This window comes from Pseudonocardia xinjiangensis, from assembly GCF_050948425.1.
Taxonomy (GTDB): Bacteria; Actinomycetota; Actinomycetes; order Mycobacteriales; family Pseudonocardiaceae; genus Pseudonocardia; species Pseudonocardia xinjiangensis.
Map to the genome: position 1 here is coordinate 6,101,099 of NZ_CP192009.1, position 15,587 is coordinate 6,116,685.

Here is a 15,587-nt window from a genome sequence, read left to right on the forward strand (position 1 = left end):
GTTGCCCCGGGAGGCACGGGCATGACGAACCAGCACCTGATGGAACGGACACCCGTCGAGGCGCTCCGCATGGACCGCGGGGCACTGCGGGCGGAGTTCGACGCGATCATCGCCGCGAACTTCCCGGACGCCGCCGGGCAGCTGCGGCGGCTGCCGCCCCGGCGGGCGGCAGCCGTCACAGCCGCCGTCGCACCACTGGACGCGGACGGCCCGCCGCCGCCCCCCGACCCCACCCCGGAGGGCGGTCCCGCGCGGGACATCCGGGCCCGGCAGCGTGGGCCGCCCTTCCGGACACCACCTGATGACGGGTTCCCCACGGCGACAGCACCGACGGCGCCGGCCCTGCGCCGACAGGAGGTGATCACTCGGACGACCTGACAACCGAAGACGCGTTGCGGCCCCGCGCCCATCACCGCATCACGAGTCCTGCAGGCGACCGCGCTCCTCGACTCCCCTGAGCGAGCCCGCCTCACGCCTTATCGGCGACAGCGACGGTGACCGGCGCCGGGCCGCACGCCCGGGCCCGCGGTGCAGCGGCCGTCAGCGGAACGCGTCGGCTCGGCGAACGTCGTACCCGGCCGCCCGGTGACCTGCGCGACGGTCGGCGCTGCGGGTGCTGGGCCAGCTGGGCCATCCCCTCGATTGTCCTCGTCGTCCGGTTCGACCGTCGAAGGGCACCGCGTACAGTGTACGAAGTTGACCCTCTCCCCGTCCGCGAATTTCCAGAACCGACCAGAACTGGACCAACGTTCATTATCGGCAGATGATGAAGCGACGATAGTCACCTTTCATTACAGGGCGCGGCAGCTAGGCTCGGATATCCATGACCGACCCTGGGGGGATCGTCGTGCCGAGTCCGGTGACCGCAACAAAAGTGCAGGTGACCGTCCTGTGACGGCATCCGGGGAGCACCCGGGCTCGATGCCCGGCCGACGTGGCCTGCTGGCTGCGATCGGCATCGGAAACGCAATCGAATGGTACGACTGGAGCATCTACACGACGTTTTCCGTGTTCTTCTCCTCCCAGTTCTTCACGAGCGGAAATGCCGACACCGACCTACTGAGCACACTGGCCGTGTTCGCGGTCGGATTCGTCGCACGCCCCTTCGGGGGCCTTCTCTTCGGCTGGATGGCCGACCGGATCGGACGGCAGCCGGCGATGACGCTCGCCGTCGCCGTGGCCGCAGCCGGAAGCCTGATCATCGGCATCACGCCGACCGCCGCCACGATCGGCGTCGCCGCGCCGGTCGTGCTGCTGCTGGCCAGGCTCATCCAGGGGCTGGCCCAAGGCGGCGAACTGCCGTCCGCGCAGACCTACCTCGTGGAGGTCTCCCCGGCGCCCCGGCGCGGACTCTGGTCCAGCCTCATCTACTTCTCAGGCTCACTGGGCACGCTGTTCGGCACAGTACTGGGAGCACTTCTCGCAGCCCTGCTCAGTCACGCAGACCTGCTGGCCTTCGGGTGGCGTGTCCCGTTCTTGTTCGGCGGCATTCTCGGCGTGTTCGCGGTGGTCATGCGGAAGCGACTGGCAGAGACCCCGGTTTTCGCGCGAGCCCCCGCCCCCCGCACCACAGGCCGCCGGGAAAGTGCGACATGGCAGCAGTTCGTCGCGCGTCCCTCCGTTCTGCTGCGGGTGATCGGCCTGACCGGAGGCGGCACCATCACGTTCTACTCGTGGTCGGTGGCGGCACCGACCTTGGCGATCGGACAACGCGGCACGGACGCGGCCGGCGCTCTCTGGGCCGGTTCGGTGGCAACCGTGGTGTTCATCGCGGTACTGCCGCTGTGGGGGGCCCTGTCGGACCGGATCGGACGCCGCCCGGTCCTGCTGATCAGCTGGGTGCTGCTCGCGATGCTCTCCTTCCCCTTGCAGGCGCTGATCCAGGGCCAGGCGTGGCAGCTCCTGGTGGCGATGAGCATCGCGCTGATCCTGGTGGCCGGCACCGTCTCGATCGCGCCGGCCCTGTTCGCGGAGATGTTTCCCACCGGTGTGCGTGCCTTGGGCTTCGGCCTTCCCTACGCCCTGGCCGTGGCCGCGTTCGGGGGCACCGCGCCCTACCTCCAGGCCTACGCCTCCGCGCACCACGCCCCGGCGGCGTTCACCTGGTGGGTGATCGCCCTGGTCGTGGTCTCGGTGATCACCACGCTGCTCTCCCCGGAGACCCGCGGGCGCGACCTCGACACCGTCGACTCGCCGCTGGCCTCCTCGGGGAAGCGCGCCTGAGCACCTACGACCGCCGTGCCTGTCGTGCTCTCAACGAGGGCGCAGACCGTCGACGACGACCGTCACGATCGTCTGCGCCCGCGTGTCCCACTCCGTCTCGGGGATACGTGACAAGGCACCCAGGAGAAGGATGACGTCAGCGGCATCAACCCCGTCGCGCACCTGACCGGCGGCTCGTCCCCGATCGAGCAACGTCCCGAGCGCTTCGTCGAGCCGGTGGTGCTGGTCGACGTAGACGTCGCGCCACGCCGATGCCTCGATCGCCGCCATGACACCACGCTTGACCCGCGCGTACTCGACCAGCCGCTGCAGCCAGCAGGTCAGCGCCCGAAGCGGGGGATGTTCCGCCAGCAGCGGCGCCACGGCGTCGACGAGCTGGGTCAGCTCGTACCGGTACACCTCCGCCAGCAGGTGCTCCCGGGTCGGGAAGTGCCGATAGAGGGTGCCCTGTCCGACACCCGCCGACTTGGCGACCCCGTGCAGCTTCAGGTCGGCGGCCGCGCCGTTGGACCGGCTCAGTTCGGCCCGCGCAACCTCGACAATGCGGTCGCGGTTGGCGACGGCGTCGGAACGGCGCTCACGACCCGCCACGACGTCCCTCCCTTCCCGCTCACTGAAGCGGACAGTTGTCCGGTACCGTGCGACCCGTAACCGGACAACTGTCAGCTTAGAGGAGGCACATCGATGAGCAGACTGGACAGCAAGGTCGTCGCCATCACCGGAGCCAGCAGCGGTATCGGGGCGGCCACCGCACTGGAGCTGGCGACCCGTGGCGCGGCTGTCGTGCTGGGCGCCCGGCGCACCGACCGGCTCGACGCGCTCGTGGCGCGGATCCGGACCGAGGGTGGCCGCGCGGAGATGCTGGACGTCGACGTCACCGGGCGCGCCGATCTCGAGCGACTGGTCGCGCTGGCCGTGACCCGGTTCGGACGCCTCGACGTCCTGGTGGCCAACGCCGGAGTCGCCCGGATCGCCCCCATGGCAGCCCTCGACGTCGACGACTGGGACGCGATGATCGACGTCAACCTGCGCGGTGTCCTCCACGGCATCGCCGCCGCGCTGCCGGTGTTCCGCAGCCAGGGCCACGGGCACTTCGTCACCACCGTGTCCACGTCGGGCCTCAAGATCGTCCCGACCCAAGCCGTCTACGCGGGTACCAAGAACGCCGTGCGGACGCTGCTGGAAGCTCTGCGCCAGGAGTCGACCGACGGCGTTATCCGCACGACCTCCATCTCGCCGGGATACGTGCACACCGAACTCGTCGACCACATCGACGACCCCGAGACGCGAGAACAGGCCCAGCACGCCATGGCGACGCTCGGCATCAGCCCCGACGCCGTGGCGCGAGCCATCGCGTTCGCCATCGAGCAGCCCGATGACGTGGAGATCGGGGACATGACCATCCGGCCTGCCCGGCAGGGCTGAGGATGCCCTAGGGCTGGAACGTGAGCTCCGGGGTCACCGCCACCTCGAGGAGCAGGGGTTCGCGCCGATCGGCGAGGGTCGGCACCACGGCGTCCAGGGCCTCGACGAGGTCGTCGTAGGTGTCCACGCGCCGGGCCGGGCAGCCCAGCGCCAGCGCCAACCCGTGGACGCTGACCTCCTCGAACGCAGGCCACGGCGCCTTGCCACCGCCATGCTGCTCGGCCAGCCGGTCCATCACGGCGTAACGGCCGTTGGCGAGCACGACGAACAGCACGCCGCAGCCGTAGTGGGCTGCGCTCCACAGCGACTGGATGCCGTAGAGCGAGGACCCGTCGCCCACCACGGCGACCACCGGACCGTCCGGCCGGGCCATGCGCACACCGATCGCCGCGGGCATCGCGAACCCGAGCCCGCCCATCGCCGCGCTGAGGAACCCCAGCGGGCGCCGGGCGGGCAGCAACCGGTGCAGGTCGGGGCGGCTGGACGGGGTCTCCTCGACCACGACCGTCTCGGACCGGAGCCGCTGCGCCAGCGCCGCCATCACGTGGGCGGCGCGCAGCGGCTCACCCTCCTGCGGAGGCAACGGCGGCGACGGCCGCTCCGAACGGGTCGTGGCCGGCGGGCGTTGTGGCACCCGGTCGGCGAGCAGCCGGCAGACCGGCGCCGGAGCCGCCACCACGGCGAGGTCGACGGGGCTGTGGTGCGCGTCCTCGACGTCGTCGGTGACCAGCGCGACCGTCGTGCCGTCCTCGACCAGCGGGCCGGCCTCGAACGGGTACTGCCGGAACACCGGCGCGCCGACGACGAGCACGACGTCGTGGCCCGCGAGCGCCTGCCGCAGGCGCCCCCGGCCGGCCGGGAGGTGCCCGGCGAACTGCGGGTGGTCCTGCGGGAACCCTGCCCGGGCCGCGAACGACTCCTGCCAGACCGGACACTGCAGCCGCTCGGCGAGGGCGACGAGGGCGGCCCACGTCGCGGGGTCGTCGGCGTCCGCGCCCACGACCAGCGCCGGGGAGACCGCCCCGGCCAGCAGGCCGGCGAGTGCGTCGACGGCAGCGGGCTCCACGGCCGACGCGCGGTGCAGCACCACCGGCGCGGGCACGGGGGTGTCGTCCGCGGGAGCCGCCCAGTCGTCGCTCGGCACGATGACGAGCGCCGGACCCCGGTCGTCGCGCGCCTCGTGCCAGGCCCGGGCCACCGCGCCCGGCACGTCCTGCGGACGGGCCGGTGTCGTGACCCAGACCGGGTACCGCCCGGCCAGCCCCTCCAGGTCTCCGGCCAGGAACGGCTGCAGCGCGAGGTGGCGGCGGTCCTGCTGGCCCACGATCACCACCAGCGGCACGCGGTTGACCCGTGCGGTCGCCAGCGCGCCGACCGCGTTGCCCAGGCCCGCCGTCGTGTGCAGGTTGACGAGAGCGGGCCGGTCCATGGCGGTGGCCCAGCCCGTGGCGATGCCGACGACCGAGCCCTCGTGCAGCGCGAGGACGAAGTCGACGTCGTCGGGCAGGTCGGTCAGGAAGGCCACCTCGGTGGAGCCGGGGTTGGCGAAGATCGTGGTCAGGCCGTGGCGGCGCAGGACGTCGAACGTCGCGTCGCGGACCGTCCGGGTGGGGCCGCTCATCCGGTGGTCGCCTTCTCGACGGAGGCGGGTTCACCGGTGCGGGCCACGACGGCCACGGAGACCGCGCCGATGGCCGCCGCCGCGGCGAAGATGTAGAAGCCCCACGGGTAGGCGAGGCCGGCGCTGAGCAGCGCGCCACCGATCAACGGGCCGGAGATCGCACCGAGCCTGCCCACCCCGCTGGCGGCGCCCAGCGCCGTGCCGCGGGCCGCCGCCGGGTAGAGCTGGCTCACGTAGGCGTAGACCAGCACCTGGGCGCTGAACACGAACACCCCTGCGAGCAGCACGCTGATGTACACCCCGACGCCGGGCAGCCGCACGCTGAGCAGGGCCAGGAACAGCGCGGCGGCGCTGAACCAGGCGATGGCCGAGCGGCGGGTGCCGATCCGGTTGGCCACCTGCCCGGCGACGAGCAGGCCCGCCACCGCGCCGACGTTGAGCACGAGGAGCAGCGCCAGCGCGGCACCGAGCTCGTACCCGGCCGACCGCATGATCTCCGGCAGCCACGTGTTCAGCCCGTAGACCAGCAGCAACCCCATGAACGACGTCACCCAGAACGCGAGCGTGGCGCGCAGGTACCCGCCCCGGAACAGGATCGTCACCGGGTTGCGCTCGCCCGCACCGCTCGCGGTGACGCCGGTGGCCCGCTCGCGCAGGAACGACTCCGACTCGGGCAGGTACCGCAGCAGCAACGGCACGAGCACCAGCGCAGGCAGCGCCCCGAGCACGAACATCGGGCGCCACCCCCAGGCCGGGATCACGACGATGCCCAGCAGGGCGGTCAGGACCGCGCCGGCGTGGTAGCCGGTCATCAGCGTGGTGGTGGCACTGCCGCTGCGGCCCTGGCGGGCGTACTCGTTGACCAGCGCGAGCGCGACGGGCAGCACGCCGCCGAGCCCGAGGCCGGCGAGGAAGCGCAGGAGCCCGAAGACCCACGGGTTCGGGGCGAACGCGCACAGCAGCGTGAGGACGGAGAAGCCGATGACGGTGAGCAGCATCGTCCGGCGCCGCCCGATGATGTCCGTGACGGGACCGATGGCGAGCGCTCCGACCATCACACCGAGCAGCCCGACCACCGAGATCAGCGACGCGGTGCCAGGTGTGAGCCCCCAGTCGGGATAGCGCAGCAGGGGCGGCAGCACCACGCCCAGCACCACCAGGTCGAAGCCTTCGAGGGCCACGGCCGACCAGCACAGGGGCGCCACCCAGCCGTCCCGGCGCGCACGAGGGTTCGTCGGGTTCACCGTTGAATCCGCGGACATGACCCCACCTTTCTCCGTTGGGCGGGAGTATGGGCGGCAGGTCCGCGCCCGTCAGCGCCTCTTCCCGCCCAGTGGAGAACGGGGGCCGAGCGCCCGGGTCACCGCGGCCGCCGTGACCCGCACCGCCGGCACCAGCAGTTGCAGGTTCTCCGTGCTGCTGGGCACCACCACGGACAGGCTCGCGACGACGTCCCCGGACGGCCCGACGATCGGCGCCGCGACGGACGACGCGCCGTCGGTCATCTCGTCGCGGGACAGGCAGTAGCCGGTGCTCCGGATGTCGGCGAGAGCCCGTCTGAGCCGGCCGGGGTCGGTGATGGTGCCTGCGGCCGTCCGGGGCAGCTTCCGCGCCAGGAACTCGTCGACGAACTCGGCCGGGGCGTGCGCCAGCAGCACCTTGCCGGGCCCGCTGGCGTGCAGCGGCAGCCGGCGGCCCACCCGCGACCGCACCGGCACGTCGGTGTGCCCGGCGAGCCGCTCGACGAAGAGCGCCTCGTGATCGTCGAGGACGACGAGGTGGACGACCTGCCCCGTGACCGCGGCGAGGTCCTGCAGGGCGGGCAGCGCGGAGTCGCGCAGGTCGCGGGCCACGGGGGCGAGGGAGCCGAGCTGCCACAACCGGATGCCGATCCGGTACCGGCCACGCGCGGGCCGCTCCAGCACGCCCCACTCCACGAGCTCCGCGACGAGCCGGTGCGTGGTGGCGGAGGCCAGCCCGGTGGCCGCTGCGATCTCCCCGAGCGTCTGCTCCGGGCGCTCGTCGGAGAACGACCCGAGCACGGCGAGCGCGCGGCCCAGCACGGACCTGCCCCGGCGGGAGTCCCCCATCGCCACTCCCTCCCCGTCCGTCGGCACGCCGATGAGTTCCGCGCCGGGGGGCGGTCCTACCGCCGTACGTCCGCCTCCCTCACCCGAAGGAAGATCTCATGTCCTCCACCACACGCACAGCCTCCACCGGCCGCGTCTCCCACCGCATCCTGTGGGGCGTCCAGATCCTGATCGGTCTCTTCCTCGTGATCGGCTCCGCGATGCCGAAGTTCTTCGGCGAGGCGTACGCGGTGGACATCTTCACCCGGATCGGAGCAGGCCAGTGGTTCCGCTACCTGGTCGGCGTCCTGGAGCTGGCCGGCGGGATCGGGCTCCTGACCCCATGGCTGGCCGCACCGGCGGCGCTCGGGCTCATGGGCCTCATGGTCGGGGCCGCCTTCACCCAGGCTGTGGTGCTCGACGCGCCCGCCATGGTGCTGACGCCCGCGATCCTCTTCGTCCTGCTCGCCGCGGTGGCGTGGGGGCGCCGCGAGCAGTTCGCGCGGGTCCTCGAGATTGCCCGACCCTAGATCGTCCGCGTGCTTCCGCCGTCGATGACGTGCTCCGCACCGACGATCGACGAGGCCCGGTCCGAGACGAGGAAGGTGACGAGCTCGGCCACCTCCTCCGGCCGGGCCGGGCGGCCGAGCGGGATGCCGCCGATCGAGTCCATGATCTTCCGGCGCGCGGTGTCCTCGTCGACGCCGTCCGCGGCCGCCAGCGCGCTGACCATCCCGCTCGCCCCCGCCGTCTCGACGAACCCGGGCGAGACGGTGTTGACCCGGATCCCCTTCGGGGCCATCTGGCCGGCGAGGTTCTTGCTGTAGCTCGTCAACGCGGACTTGGCCGCCGCATACGGCACGGTCGTGGGGAGCGGCACCCGCCGCTGGACCGAGGTGACGTGGACGACCGCCCCCCTGCCCTGCTCGATCATCGACGGGAGCAGGGCGCGGTCGAGCCGCACGGCGGAGAACAGGTTGACGGCGAACTCGTGCTGCCAGTCGTCGTCGGAGAGGGCGAGCACGCCGCCGGGCTCCTGGCGGGACCCCCCGACGACGTGGACGACGATGTCCACGCCGCCCAGCCGGTCAAGGGCCGCGCGCGCCACGCGGTCCACCCCCTCCGGTGTGCTGACGTCGGCGGCCACGAACAGCTCAGGGTCCGGCAGGTCGGCGGGCGTGGACCGGGCGGTGGTGATCACGGTGGCGCCCGCGGCGGTGAGCCGGGCGGAGATCGCGGCCCCGATACCGCCGCGGGTGCCGCCGGTGACCACGGCTCTGCGGCCGTCGAGCTCACCCATCACGGCGCTCACGGGCAGATCGTGAGGGCGGTGATCCGGCCCTCGGAGACGGTGAAGTGCTGGTGCAGCTCCACGGGGCTGCCCGGGAAGTTCCCGTCGACTCGGATCCGCACCAGGGTGGCAGCGCCGCTGCGGCGCGTCCCGAGCACGGTGCGGGTGAGCTCGTAGGTGGCCGAGATCGAGTCGCTCCAGGCGCGGATCGCGTCGGTTCCGATGTGGTCGCGGCCCTCGTCGTGCACGACCGCGTCGGGGGCGAAGCTGGCGAGGGCCGCGCCGGCGTCGTCGCCGTCCTTCGCCTCGAGGTAGGCGGCGACGGCCGCGGGGATGTCGTCGGACATGGGTGTCTCCCGGTTCGTGTGCAGTCCTGTGTTAGGTGTCGACGCCGAGGCGTCCCGGCGGTCAGTCGCCGGTGGTGGTGAGGTCCTGGTCGCCGATGACGCGCAGCAGGCTGAGCTTCTCGGCGGTGTCACTACCCGGTGGTGGGGTGAAGACGAGCACGCGCTGGTCCTCGGCGGGCGTCAGCAGGGTCTCGCTGTCGAGCTCGACCAGCCCGATCTGCGGATGCAGCACCCGCATGCGGCTCCGCCTCCGGACGGCGACCTCGTGCCGGTCCCACAGGGTCGCGAACTCCGCGCTTGCGGTGCGGAGCCGCCGGACGAGCCCGGCGGCCCCGGCGTCGTCGCCGCGGCGGGCGACGGCGGCACGCAGGTCGGCCACGTGCACCCGGCTGAGGTACTCGTGCTCGTCCTGCGGGTGCGCCGCGCGCACCCGGGGGTCGGTGAACCACCGCACCACCACGTTGCGGGACTCCTCCCGCTCCGAGCAGACCTCCCCGAACAGGTACCGGGCCATCTCGTTCTGGGCGAGGAGGTCACCGAGGTCGCCGAGGATCTGCGCGGGCGTGGCGGGCAGCGCGTCGAGCAGGTGCATCAGCCCGGGCCGGACGTGGTCGCCCGCGAGCCGGCCGGTGGGCGCCTGATGACCGGCCAGTACGTAGAGGTGGTCGCGCTCGTCGTCGGTGAGCCGCAATGCGCGGGCCAGCGCCGCGACCACCTGGGTGGAGGGCTGCGAGCTGCGCTGCTGTTCCAGCCGCATGCAGTAGTCGGCCGACACCCCCGCCAGCTGCGCGACCTCCTCCCGGCGCAGGCCCGGCGTGCGCCGCCGCGAACCCGCCGTGAGCCCGACGTCCGCCGGGCGCAGCTGCTCCCGGCGGCGACGCAGGAAGTCGGCGAGCTCGCGGCGGTTCATGGCTCCGAGCATCACCGCTTTCCCGGCCCCGTGCCACGGAGAGCGAGTCCTAGCCTGCGCCGGGCATATCCGGCACCCCGTCCGCGTTCCATCCACCGTACTAATTGCACACGCAACAACTGGAGGCGAGACATGCAGCTCGGCATCTTCTCGGTCGGCGACGTCACGCCCGACCCGACGAACGGCCGCACGCCCACCGAGGCGGAGCGGATCAAGGCGATGGTCACGATCGCCCTGAAGGCCGAAGAGGTCGGGCTGGACGTGTTCGCCACCGGTGAGCACCACAACCCGCCGTTCGTGCCGTCGTCACCGACGACGCTGCTCGGCTTCGTCGCCGCACGCACGAAGCGGCTGGAACTGTCGACGGGGACCACGCTGATCACCACGAACGACCCGGTGAAGATCGCCGAGGACTACGCGATGCTGCAGCACCTCGCGGACGGCCGGGTGGACCTCATGATGGGGCGCGGCAACACCGGTCCCGTCTACCCGTGGTTCGGCCAGGACATCCGCAACGGCATCGCGCTGGCCGTGGAGAACTACGCGCTGCTGCGCAGGTTGTGGCGCGAGGACGTGGTCGACTGGGAGGGCCGGTTCCGCACGCCACTGCAGAGCTTCACCTCGACCCCGCGACCGCTCGACGGCGTGCCCCCGTTCGTCTGGCACGCCTCGATCCGCAGCCCCGAGATCGCCGAGCAGGCGGCCTACTACGGCGACGGCTTCTTCCACAACAACATCTTCTGGAACAAGGAGCACGTGCAGCGGATGGTGGAGCTGTACCGCACGCGCTTCGAGCACTACGGCCACGGTGCGGCCGACCAGGCGATCGTCGGGCTCGGCGGCCAGGTGTTCATGCGGAAGAACTCGCAGGACGCCGTGCGTGAGTTCCGCCCGTACTTCGACAACGCCCCCGTCTACGGCCACGGCCCGTCGCTCGAGGACTTCACGGACCTGACGGCGCTCACGGTGGGCAGCCCGCAGCAGGTGATCGAGAAGACGCTCTCCTTCCGGGAGATGGCAGGCGACTACCAGCGTCAGCTGTTCCTCATGGACCACGCCGGGCTGCCGCTCAAGACGGTGCTGGAGCAGCTGGACATCCTGGGTGAGGAGGTCGTGCCGGTGCTGCGCCGTGAGTTCGCGGCGCTGAAGCCCGCCCACGTCCCGGACGCCCCGACGCACGCCAGCCTGCTGGCCGCGGCCGAGTCCGGCAGCGACCACGAGGTCAGCGAGAACGAGAACGAGGAGGTCGTGGCATGACCAGCCGCAAGATTGCCGTGGTGAGCGCCGGGGTCAGCGTCCCGTCCTCCACCCGGCTGCTCGCCGACCGGCTCGCCGCCGCCACGGCGTCGGCCCTGCGCGAGCGCGCGGTCGACGCGGACGTCGACGTGATCGAGCTGCGCGACCACGGCCACGAGCTCGTCGACAACGTGCTCACCGGGTTCCCGGGTCCGTCGTTGGCGGCGGCGCTGAGGTCCGTGACGGACGCGGACGGCCTCATCGCCGTCACGCCGACGTTCTCCGCGTCCTACAACGGCCTGTTCAAGCTGTTCTTCGACGTGCTCGAGCCCGAGTCGCTGGCCGGGAAGCCGGCGCTCATCGCCGCCACCGGCGGCACCGGCCGCCACTCGCTCGTACTGGAACACGCCGTGCGCCCGCTGTTCGCCTACCTGCGCGCGTTGGTGGTGCCGACGTCGGTGTTCTCGGCGCCCGAGGACTGGGGCGCAGGCGACCGGACGGCGCAGTCGCTGGACCAGCGGATCGCCCGGGCCGCCGGGGAGCTGGCCGACCTCGTCGCCGCCCGTCCCGCGCAGAAGGCGGCGGACCCGTTCCTGGAGCCGACCCCGTTCGAGCAGCTGCTGAACGGATCGTGATCCCCGGCTCGCGATGATCGGGAGCACGCAGCATCGAGGCGTGGAACCGTGGCCGTCCATGCGCAGGTACAGCATTTGGCAGGTGGAGACGGGGAGGGCGGCGTGTGCGACGACGTCGTTGCCGGAGGTGCGTTGCTTCATCACGAACATCACACGTGAAGCGCGTATACGTGCATTGTTCCGGTAGCTATGTGCAGGATCTCGAATTGCCCAGACGTGCGGCCTCTCCGGCTGAAGTGGCAGCCGTTCCCGGCTCGCCAGGATTCGTCAGAGATCTGTAAGACGGGAGCATCGCCACCGGAGGCAGCGGACCTCGGCGTAGAACGTAGGGTTGAGTCGCCCATTCGCCTAAGCGAGGAGGAGTGCACTCGTGAGTATGACCGTCGGATCCGACTCCACGATCGGGCATCGAGTCTCGGCTGCTGGTGCGACGATTCTGAGGTACGGGCTCGCTGTGGTCGTCGCCTGGATCGGGGCGCTCAAGTACACAGGTTCCGAGGCAGAGCGCATACAACAGTATATATCACCCAGTCCGTTGATGAACTGGATGGATGGCATTCTTACCGTCAGAGTCCTCTCCGATGCGCTGGGGACCGGCGAGATCATCGTGGCCGTGTTGATCGCTCTGAAGCTGCTGCTCCCCCGGCTGTCCGCCCTCGGCTCCGGCCTCGCCATACTGCTGTTTCTCAGCACCTTGAGCTTCTTGTTCACCACTCCGGGCATTGGTGATGCCTCGGCTGGGGGGTTCCCCGCCTTATCGCCGGTCGGACAGTTTCTGATCAAGGATTTGGTGCTGCTCGGTGCGTCTGTCTGGACCCTCGGTGAGTCCCTTCTTGCGGGGCGACCGCCAGTTACTCCAGATTGACGGAATACCAGAGATCGACATTCTTGATCGGGTTGCAGCTGACCAGACGCCATCCTCGTCTCCTACGCCGCCGCCGGACGTGACGACCAGCGGTTCGGGGACACCCAGCGCACTCCGCCCTGCCGATCCGCCTCGGTCCGCCGGGCGGCGTGATCGGTGCGCCGGCGGGTTGTCCGAGTCCTGGTGGGGACGGTGACCGCGGCCCTACGATCTTCCGGCGTGGGTCCCGGACGCCGGGACGGAACGGGAGACGACAAGGGATGCGGACCGTCGCGCTCCTCGCCTACGACGGGGCCCAGGTCCTCGACCTCATGGGTCCCGCCGAGGTGTTCTACGTCGCCAGTGAACTGGCGGGCGGCGGCGCCTACCGCGTCCACATCGTCTCGCCGGACGGGCGCGACACCGTGAGCGCCTCCGGTCTCCGGATGGGCGTCACGTCGTCGCTCGCCGATCTCGACGACCCGATCGACACGTTCCTGATCCCCGGCACACCCCACTGGGCGCGCGTGATGCGGGACGAGCCGCTCCTCGCCGTGATCCACGGCGGGGCGGCCCGGGCCCGGCGCGTGGCGGCCGTCTGCGCCGGCGCGTTCCTGGTGGGCGCGGTCGGCCTGCTGGAAGGCCGGCGCGCCACCACGCACTGGATGTTCCTCGACGACCTCGCCGAGCGTTTCCCCACCACCACCGTGGAGCGTGGCCCGATCTTCGTGGGCGACGGGCACGTCTTCACCTGCGCGGGCGTGACGGCGGGGATCGATCTCGCGCTGGCGATGGTGGAGGCCGACCACGGCCCGGACCTCACCCGGCAGGTCGCCCAGTTCCTCGTGGTGTTCATGCAGCGCCCTGGCGGGCAGGCCCAGTTCAGCGTCCGGATGCAGGCGCAGCCGCCCGCCCGGTCACCGCTGCGCGCGATCCTCGACGCCGTCGTCACGGACCCGGCGGCCGACCACCGGCTGTCGGTGCTCAGCGAACGTGCCGGGTTCAGCGAGCGGCACCTGGCACGGGTGTTCCTCCGCGAGATCGGCATGACCCCGGCCCGGTACGTCGAACAGGTGCGGGTCGAGGCCGCCCGCGCGCTCCTGGAGACCTCGGACGCCCCCCTCGACGCCATCGCGCGCCAGGCCGGGCTGAGCTCCACGGAGGCGCTGCGGCGCAGCTTCACCCGCGAGGTGGGCACCACCCCGCACGCCTACCGGCAGCGCTTCCGGACCACGGGGGTGGCGACCACGAGCGCCGGGTGATCTCCCGCCTCAGGCCGGGATCTCGACACCCGCCCCGATGGGCAGCCAGCGCACCCGGCCCCGGAGGTCCTCCGGCGCCCCCTCGAACTCCCTCTCGACCGCGTCCCGGCCCTGCCTGAAGTGCTTCCAGCCCTCGTAGTGCACGGGGACGACGGTGCGCGGACGGACGAGCCCGACGGTCTCGACGGCCTGCGCGGCCGTCATGGAGTAGCGCACCGGCCCGGTCACGGGGAACTGGACCCCGCCGAGGTGCAGCAGCGCGGTGCCCACCTCCAGCCGGTCGGCCACCTCCCGTACCCCGTCGTAGAGCACGGTGTCGCCCGAGATCCACAGCACCCCGTGCTCCTGGCCGTCCCAGCGCAGGGCGAAACCGATCACCTCGCCGACGATCGCGCGGCTGCCGGGCGGCCCGTGCCGGCACGGGGTGGCGGTGACCTCGATCGTCGTGCGGCCCGGCGCCTCGAGATGCGTGGTGCCCCAGGCCCGCAGGCCACGGGCACTCCCGCCCAGGCGGCCCGCGCCGGGCACGGTGGTGAGGACCGTGCCGGCCGACGGCAGCAACGCGCGCCCGGCGTCGTCCAGGTTGTCCCCGTGGTGGTCGTGGCTGAGCAGCACGGCGTCGATCGGCCCGAGATCGGCCACGGCGACGGCAGGCCCGACGAGCTTGCGCGACGACGTCCCCCAGCCGAAGGCGTACCTCCGGCCGGGGGCGTCGAACGTCGGATCGGTGAGAAGCCGCCAGCCACCGACCTCGATCAGCGCCGTCGGACCGCCGATGTGGGTGATCCGAACGGCCGTCACGCTGTGGTCGCCGCTCCTTGCGTGAGCCTCGCGGACGCGTGCCGGGCGGCCCAGGCCAGCGCGTAGTCGGCGATCTCCTCCCAGCCCTGCTGGGCGGGCAGCAAGTGGCACTTGCCGCTGAACTCGGCCACCTCGGTGACCGTGGCGGACTTGTAGTGCTTGGCGTTGGACCACTGGATCTTCGCCGGCATCAGGTGGTCCTCGGTGCCCGCGACGAACAGCAGCGGCGCGCGCTGGTCGTTGTGGTAGTCGACGTAGGTGCCCTGGTGGCCGGGCACCAGGTTGGCCAGCGCCGACTCGAACAGGATCGAGCCGGAGGCGGGGATGTGGTAGCGCTCGTAGAGCGCCCGCGACTCCTCCTCCGTGAAGGTGTTCGTGAACGCGTAGTGCCACTGCTCGTGGGTGTAGCCCACGGCCTTGTGCCGGTTGGCCGGGTTGCCCAGCACCGGGAACGTCGCCTTGATCTGGCTGAGCGGCACCACCGGCACGCCCTCGGTGGGAGCCGAGTTCAGCGCCACGCCCGCGGCCCCGAAACCGTGGTCGAGCAGGATCTGCACGAACGCGCCACCTGCGGAGTGGCCCATCAGGATGGGCGGGGTGTCGAGCTCGCGGACCACGGACTCGAGGTGCTCGACGATCCCGGGGATGGTGGCGGCCTCGATCGGCGACGGGTCGGCGTTGAGTGCCTCCACCTCCACCTCGTACCCGGGGTAGGCGGGGGTGATCACGCGGTAGCCCTGCTGCTCGTAGCGCGTGACCCAGTGCTCCCAGCTCCGGGGCGTCACCCAGAAGCCGTGGATCAGCACGATCGTGTCGGTGGTGGAGTCGCTGCTCAAGGTCGTCCTTCCCAGACGGAGTCCTGAAAGGAGCATCGAGGTCGGGAGGGTGACGAACAAGGACATAACGCCCTTGTTTACGGACAT

General features: G+C 71.6%; 17 protein-coding genes. 8 read left to right on the forward strand and 9 right to left on the reverse strand.

The features are described from left to right. Positions 1 to 21 precede the first annotated feature (21 nt). Both ACQPZA_RS28710 and ACQPZA_RS28715 read left to right on the forward strand, forming a co-directional pair. Positions 22 to 378 carry a hypothetical protein gene (locus ACQPZA_RS28710; protein ID WP_433275265.1) on the forward strand — a complete coding sequence of 119 codons (357 nt, stop codon included), beginning with the start codon at positions 22 to 24 and terminating at the stop codon, positions 376 to 378. 318 nt (positions 379 to 696) lie between these two features. After that, entirely contained in the window at positions 697 to 2,223 is a 1,527-nt protein-coding gene (locus tag ACQPZA_RS28715; RefSeq protein WP_433275266.1) for an MFS transporter, read from the forward strand. A 30-nt stretch (positions 2,224 to 2,253) separates the two neighbouring features. On the opposite strand, the gene ACQPZA_RS28720 is transcribed toward ACQPZA_RS28715, so the two are convergent. Further along, complete coding sequence (locus ACQPZA_RS28720) at positions 2,254 to 2,814, reverse strand: TetR/AcrR family transcriptional regulator (RefSeq protein ID WP_433275267.1); 561 nt, start codon at positions 2,812 to 2,814, stop codon at positions 2,254 to 2,256. Positions 2,815 to 2,907: 93 nt separating this feature from the next. Here ACQPZA_RS28720 and ACQPZA_RS28725 point away from each other — a divergent pair, with 93 nt between their 5' ends. After that, positions 2,908 to 3,648 (forward strand): SDR family oxidoreductase, encoded by a 741-nt coding sequence (locus ACQPZA_RS28725; protein WP_433275268.1) that lies wholly within the window; start codon positions 2,908 to 2,910, stop codon positions 3,646 to 3,648. A gap of 7 nt (positions 3,649 to 3,655) precedes the next feature. On the opposite strand, the gene mdlC is transcribed toward ACQPZA_RS28725, so the two are convergent. The 3 genes from mdlC to ACQPZA_RS28740 are packed head-to-tail and all read right to left on the reverse strand — an operon-like array spanning position 3,656 to position 7,359. Continuing rightward, a complete protein-coding gene (gene mdlC / locus ACQPZA_RS28730) occupies positions 3,656 to 5,269 on the reverse strand; it encodes a benzoylformate decarboxylase (protein ID WP_433275269.1) in 1,614 nt (537 codons plus the stop codon). After that, positions 5,266 to 6,531, reverse strand: coding sequence for an MFS transporter (locus tag ACQPZA_RS28735; RefSeq protein WP_433275270.1), 1,266 nt, complete (start codon positions 6,529 to 6,531; stop codon positions 5,266 to 5,268). The genes mdlC and ACQPZA_RS28735 overlap by 4 nt, the downstream gene beginning before the upstream one ends. A gap of 51 nt (positions 6,532 to 6,582) precedes the next feature. After that, the gene (locus tag ACQPZA_RS28740) at positions 6,583 to 7,359 is read right to left on the reverse strand and encodes an IclR family transcriptional regulator (protein WP_433275271.1); all 777 of its coding nucleotides are present in this window, start codon (positions 7,357 to 7,359) and stop codon (positions 6,583 to 6,585) included. Positions 7,360 to 7,457: 98 nt separating this feature from the next. On the opposite strand from ACQPZA_RS28740, the gene ACQPZA_RS28745 reads away from it, so the two are divergent. Further along, positions 7,458 to 7,868 carry a DoxX family protein gene (locus ACQPZA_RS28745; protein WP_433275272.1) on the forward strand — a complete coding sequence of 137 codons (411 nt, stop codon included), beginning with the start codon at positions 7,458 to 7,460 and terminating at the stop codon, positions 7,866 to 7,868. On the opposite strand, the gene ACQPZA_RS28750 is transcribed toward ACQPZA_RS28745, so the two are convergent. From ACQPZA_RS28750 to ACQPZA_RS28760, 3 genes are all read right to left on the reverse strand, one after another. After that, positions 7,865 to 8,650, reverse strand: a complete 786-nt coding sequence (locus ACQPZA_RS28750) for an SDR family oxidoreductase (protein ID WP_433275273.1) — start codon at positions 8,648 to 8,650, stop codon at positions 7,865 to 7,867. The genes ACQPZA_RS28745 and ACQPZA_RS28750 overlap by 4 nt on opposite strands. Then, a complete protein-coding gene (locus ACQPZA_RS28755) occupies positions 8,647 to 8,976 on the reverse strand; it encodes a nuclear transport factor 2 family protein (RefSeq protein ID WP_433275274.1) in 330 nt (109 codons plus the stop codon). The genes ACQPZA_RS28750 and ACQPZA_RS28755 overlap by 4 nt, the downstream gene beginning before the upstream one ends. A gap of 61 nt (positions 8,977 to 9,037) precedes the next feature. After that, the gene (locus ACQPZA_RS28760) at positions 9,038 to 9,886 is read right to left on the reverse strand and encodes a helix-turn-helix transcriptional regulator (protein ID WP_433275275.1); all 849 of its coding nucleotides are present in this window, start codon (positions 9,884 to 9,886) and stop codon (positions 9,038 to 9,040) included. 132 nt (positions 9,887 to 10,018) lie between these two features. Here ACQPZA_RS28760 and ACQPZA_RS28765 point away from each other — a divergent pair, with 132 nt between their 5' ends. From ACQPZA_RS28765 to ACQPZA_RS28780, 4 genes are all read left to right on the forward strand, one after another. Beyond that, the gene (locus ACQPZA_RS28765; RefSeq protein WP_433275276.1) at positions 10,019 to 11,143 is read left to right on the forward strand and encodes an LLM class flavin-dependent oxidoreductase; all 1,125 of its coding nucleotides are present in this window, start codon (positions 10,019 to 10,021) and stop codon (positions 11,141 to 11,143) included. Then, complete coding sequence (locus ACQPZA_RS28770) at positions 11,140 to 11,757, forward strand: FMN reductase (protein ID WP_433275277.1); 618 nt, start codon at positions 11,140 to 11,142, stop codon at positions 11,755 to 11,757. Before ACQPZA_RS28765 ends, ACQPZA_RS28770 begins: the two co-directional genes overlap by 4 nt. 376 nt (positions 11,758 to 12,133) lie before the next feature. Next, complete coding sequence (locus tag ACQPZA_RS28775; RefSeq protein WP_433283036.1) at positions 12,134 to 12,622, forward strand: DUF417 family protein; 489 nt, start codon at positions 12,134 to 12,136, stop codon at positions 12,620 to 12,622. Positions 12,623 to 12,882: 260 nt separating this feature from the next. Further along, the gene (locus ACQPZA_RS28780) at positions 12,883 to 13,863 is read left to right on the forward strand and encodes a GlxA family transcriptional regulator (RefSeq protein ID WP_433275278.1); all 981 of its coding nucleotides are present in this window, start codon (positions 12,883 to 12,885) and stop codon (positions 13,861 to 13,863) included. A gap of 9 nt (positions 13,864 to 13,872) precedes the next feature. Here ACQPZA_RS28780 and ACQPZA_RS28785 read toward each other — a convergent pair whose 3' ends face one another. Together ACQPZA_RS28785 and ACQPZA_RS28790 are read right to left on the reverse strand one after the other, a co-directional pair. Beyond that, positions 13,873 to 14,664 (reverse strand): MBL fold metallo-hydrolase, encoded by a 792-nt coding sequence (locus tag ACQPZA_RS28785; RefSeq protein ID WP_433275279.1) that lies wholly within the window; start codon positions 14,662 to 14,664, stop codon positions 13,873 to 13,875. Continuing rightward, positions 14,661 to 15,500 (reverse strand): alpha/beta hydrolase, encoded by an 840-nt coding sequence (locus ACQPZA_RS28790; protein WP_433275280.1) that lies wholly within the window; start codon positions 15,498 to 15,500, stop codon positions 14,661 to 14,663. The genes ACQPZA_RS28785 and ACQPZA_RS28790 overlap by 4 nt, the downstream gene beginning before the upstream one ends. Positions 15,501 to 15,587 lie beyond the last annotated feature (87 nt).

What these genes read in the sequence shown, in the direction of transcription:
- ACQPZA_RS28710 (WP_433275265.1), top strand. Translation starts at nt 22, where the DNA reads ATGACGAACCAGCACCTGATGGAACGGACACCCGTCGAGGCGCTCCGC.
- ACQPZA_RS28725 (WP_433275268.1), top strand. Translation starts at nt 2,908, where the DNA reads ATGAGCAGACTGGACAGCAAGGTCGTCGCCATCACCGGAGCCAGCAGC.
- mdlC (WP_433275269.1), bottom strand. Translation starts at nt 5,269, where the DNA reads ATGAGCGGCCCCACCCGGACGGTCCGCGACGCGACGTTCGACGTCCTG.
- ACQPZA_RS28735 (WP_433275270.1), bottom strand. Translation starts at nt 6,531, where the DNA reads ATGTCCGCGGATTCAACGGTGAACCCGACGAACCCTCGTGCGCGCCGG.
- ACQPZA_RS28740 (WP_433275271.1), bottom strand. Translation starts at nt 7,359, where the DNA reads ATGGGGGACTCCCGCCGGGGCAGGTCCGTGCTGGGCCGCGCGCTCGCC.
- ACQPZA_RS28745 (WP_433275272.1), top strand. Translation starts at nt 7,458, where the DNA reads ATGTCCTCCACCACACGCACAGCCTCCACCGGCCGCGTCTCCCACCGC.
- ACQPZA_RS28755 (WP_433275274.1), bottom strand. Translation starts at nt 8,976, where the DNA reads ATGTCCGACGACATCCCCGCGGCCGTCGCCGCCTACCTCGAGGCGAAG.
- ACQPZA_RS28760 (WP_433275275.1), bottom strand. Translation starts at nt 9,886, where the DNA reads ATGAACCGCCGCGAGCTCGCCGACTTCCTGCGTCGCCGCCGGGAGCAG.
- ACQPZA_RS28765 (WP_433275276.1), top strand. Translation starts at nt 10,019, where the DNA reads ATGCAGCTCGGCATCTTCTCGGTCGGCGACGTCACGCCCGACCCGACG.
- ACQPZA_RS28770 (WP_433275277.1), top strand. Translation starts at nt 11,140, where the DNA reads ATGACCAGCCGCAAGATTGCCGTGGTGAGCGCCGGGGTCAGCGTCCCG.
- ACQPZA_RS28775 (WP_433283036.1), top strand. Translation starts at nt 12,134, where the DNA reads ATGACCGTCGGATCCGACTCCACGATCGGGCATCGAGTCTCGGCTGCT.
- ACQPZA_RS28780 (WP_433275278.1), top strand. Translation starts at nt 12,883, where the DNA reads ATGCGGACCGTCGCGCTCCTCGCCTACGACGGGGCCCAGGTCCTCGAC.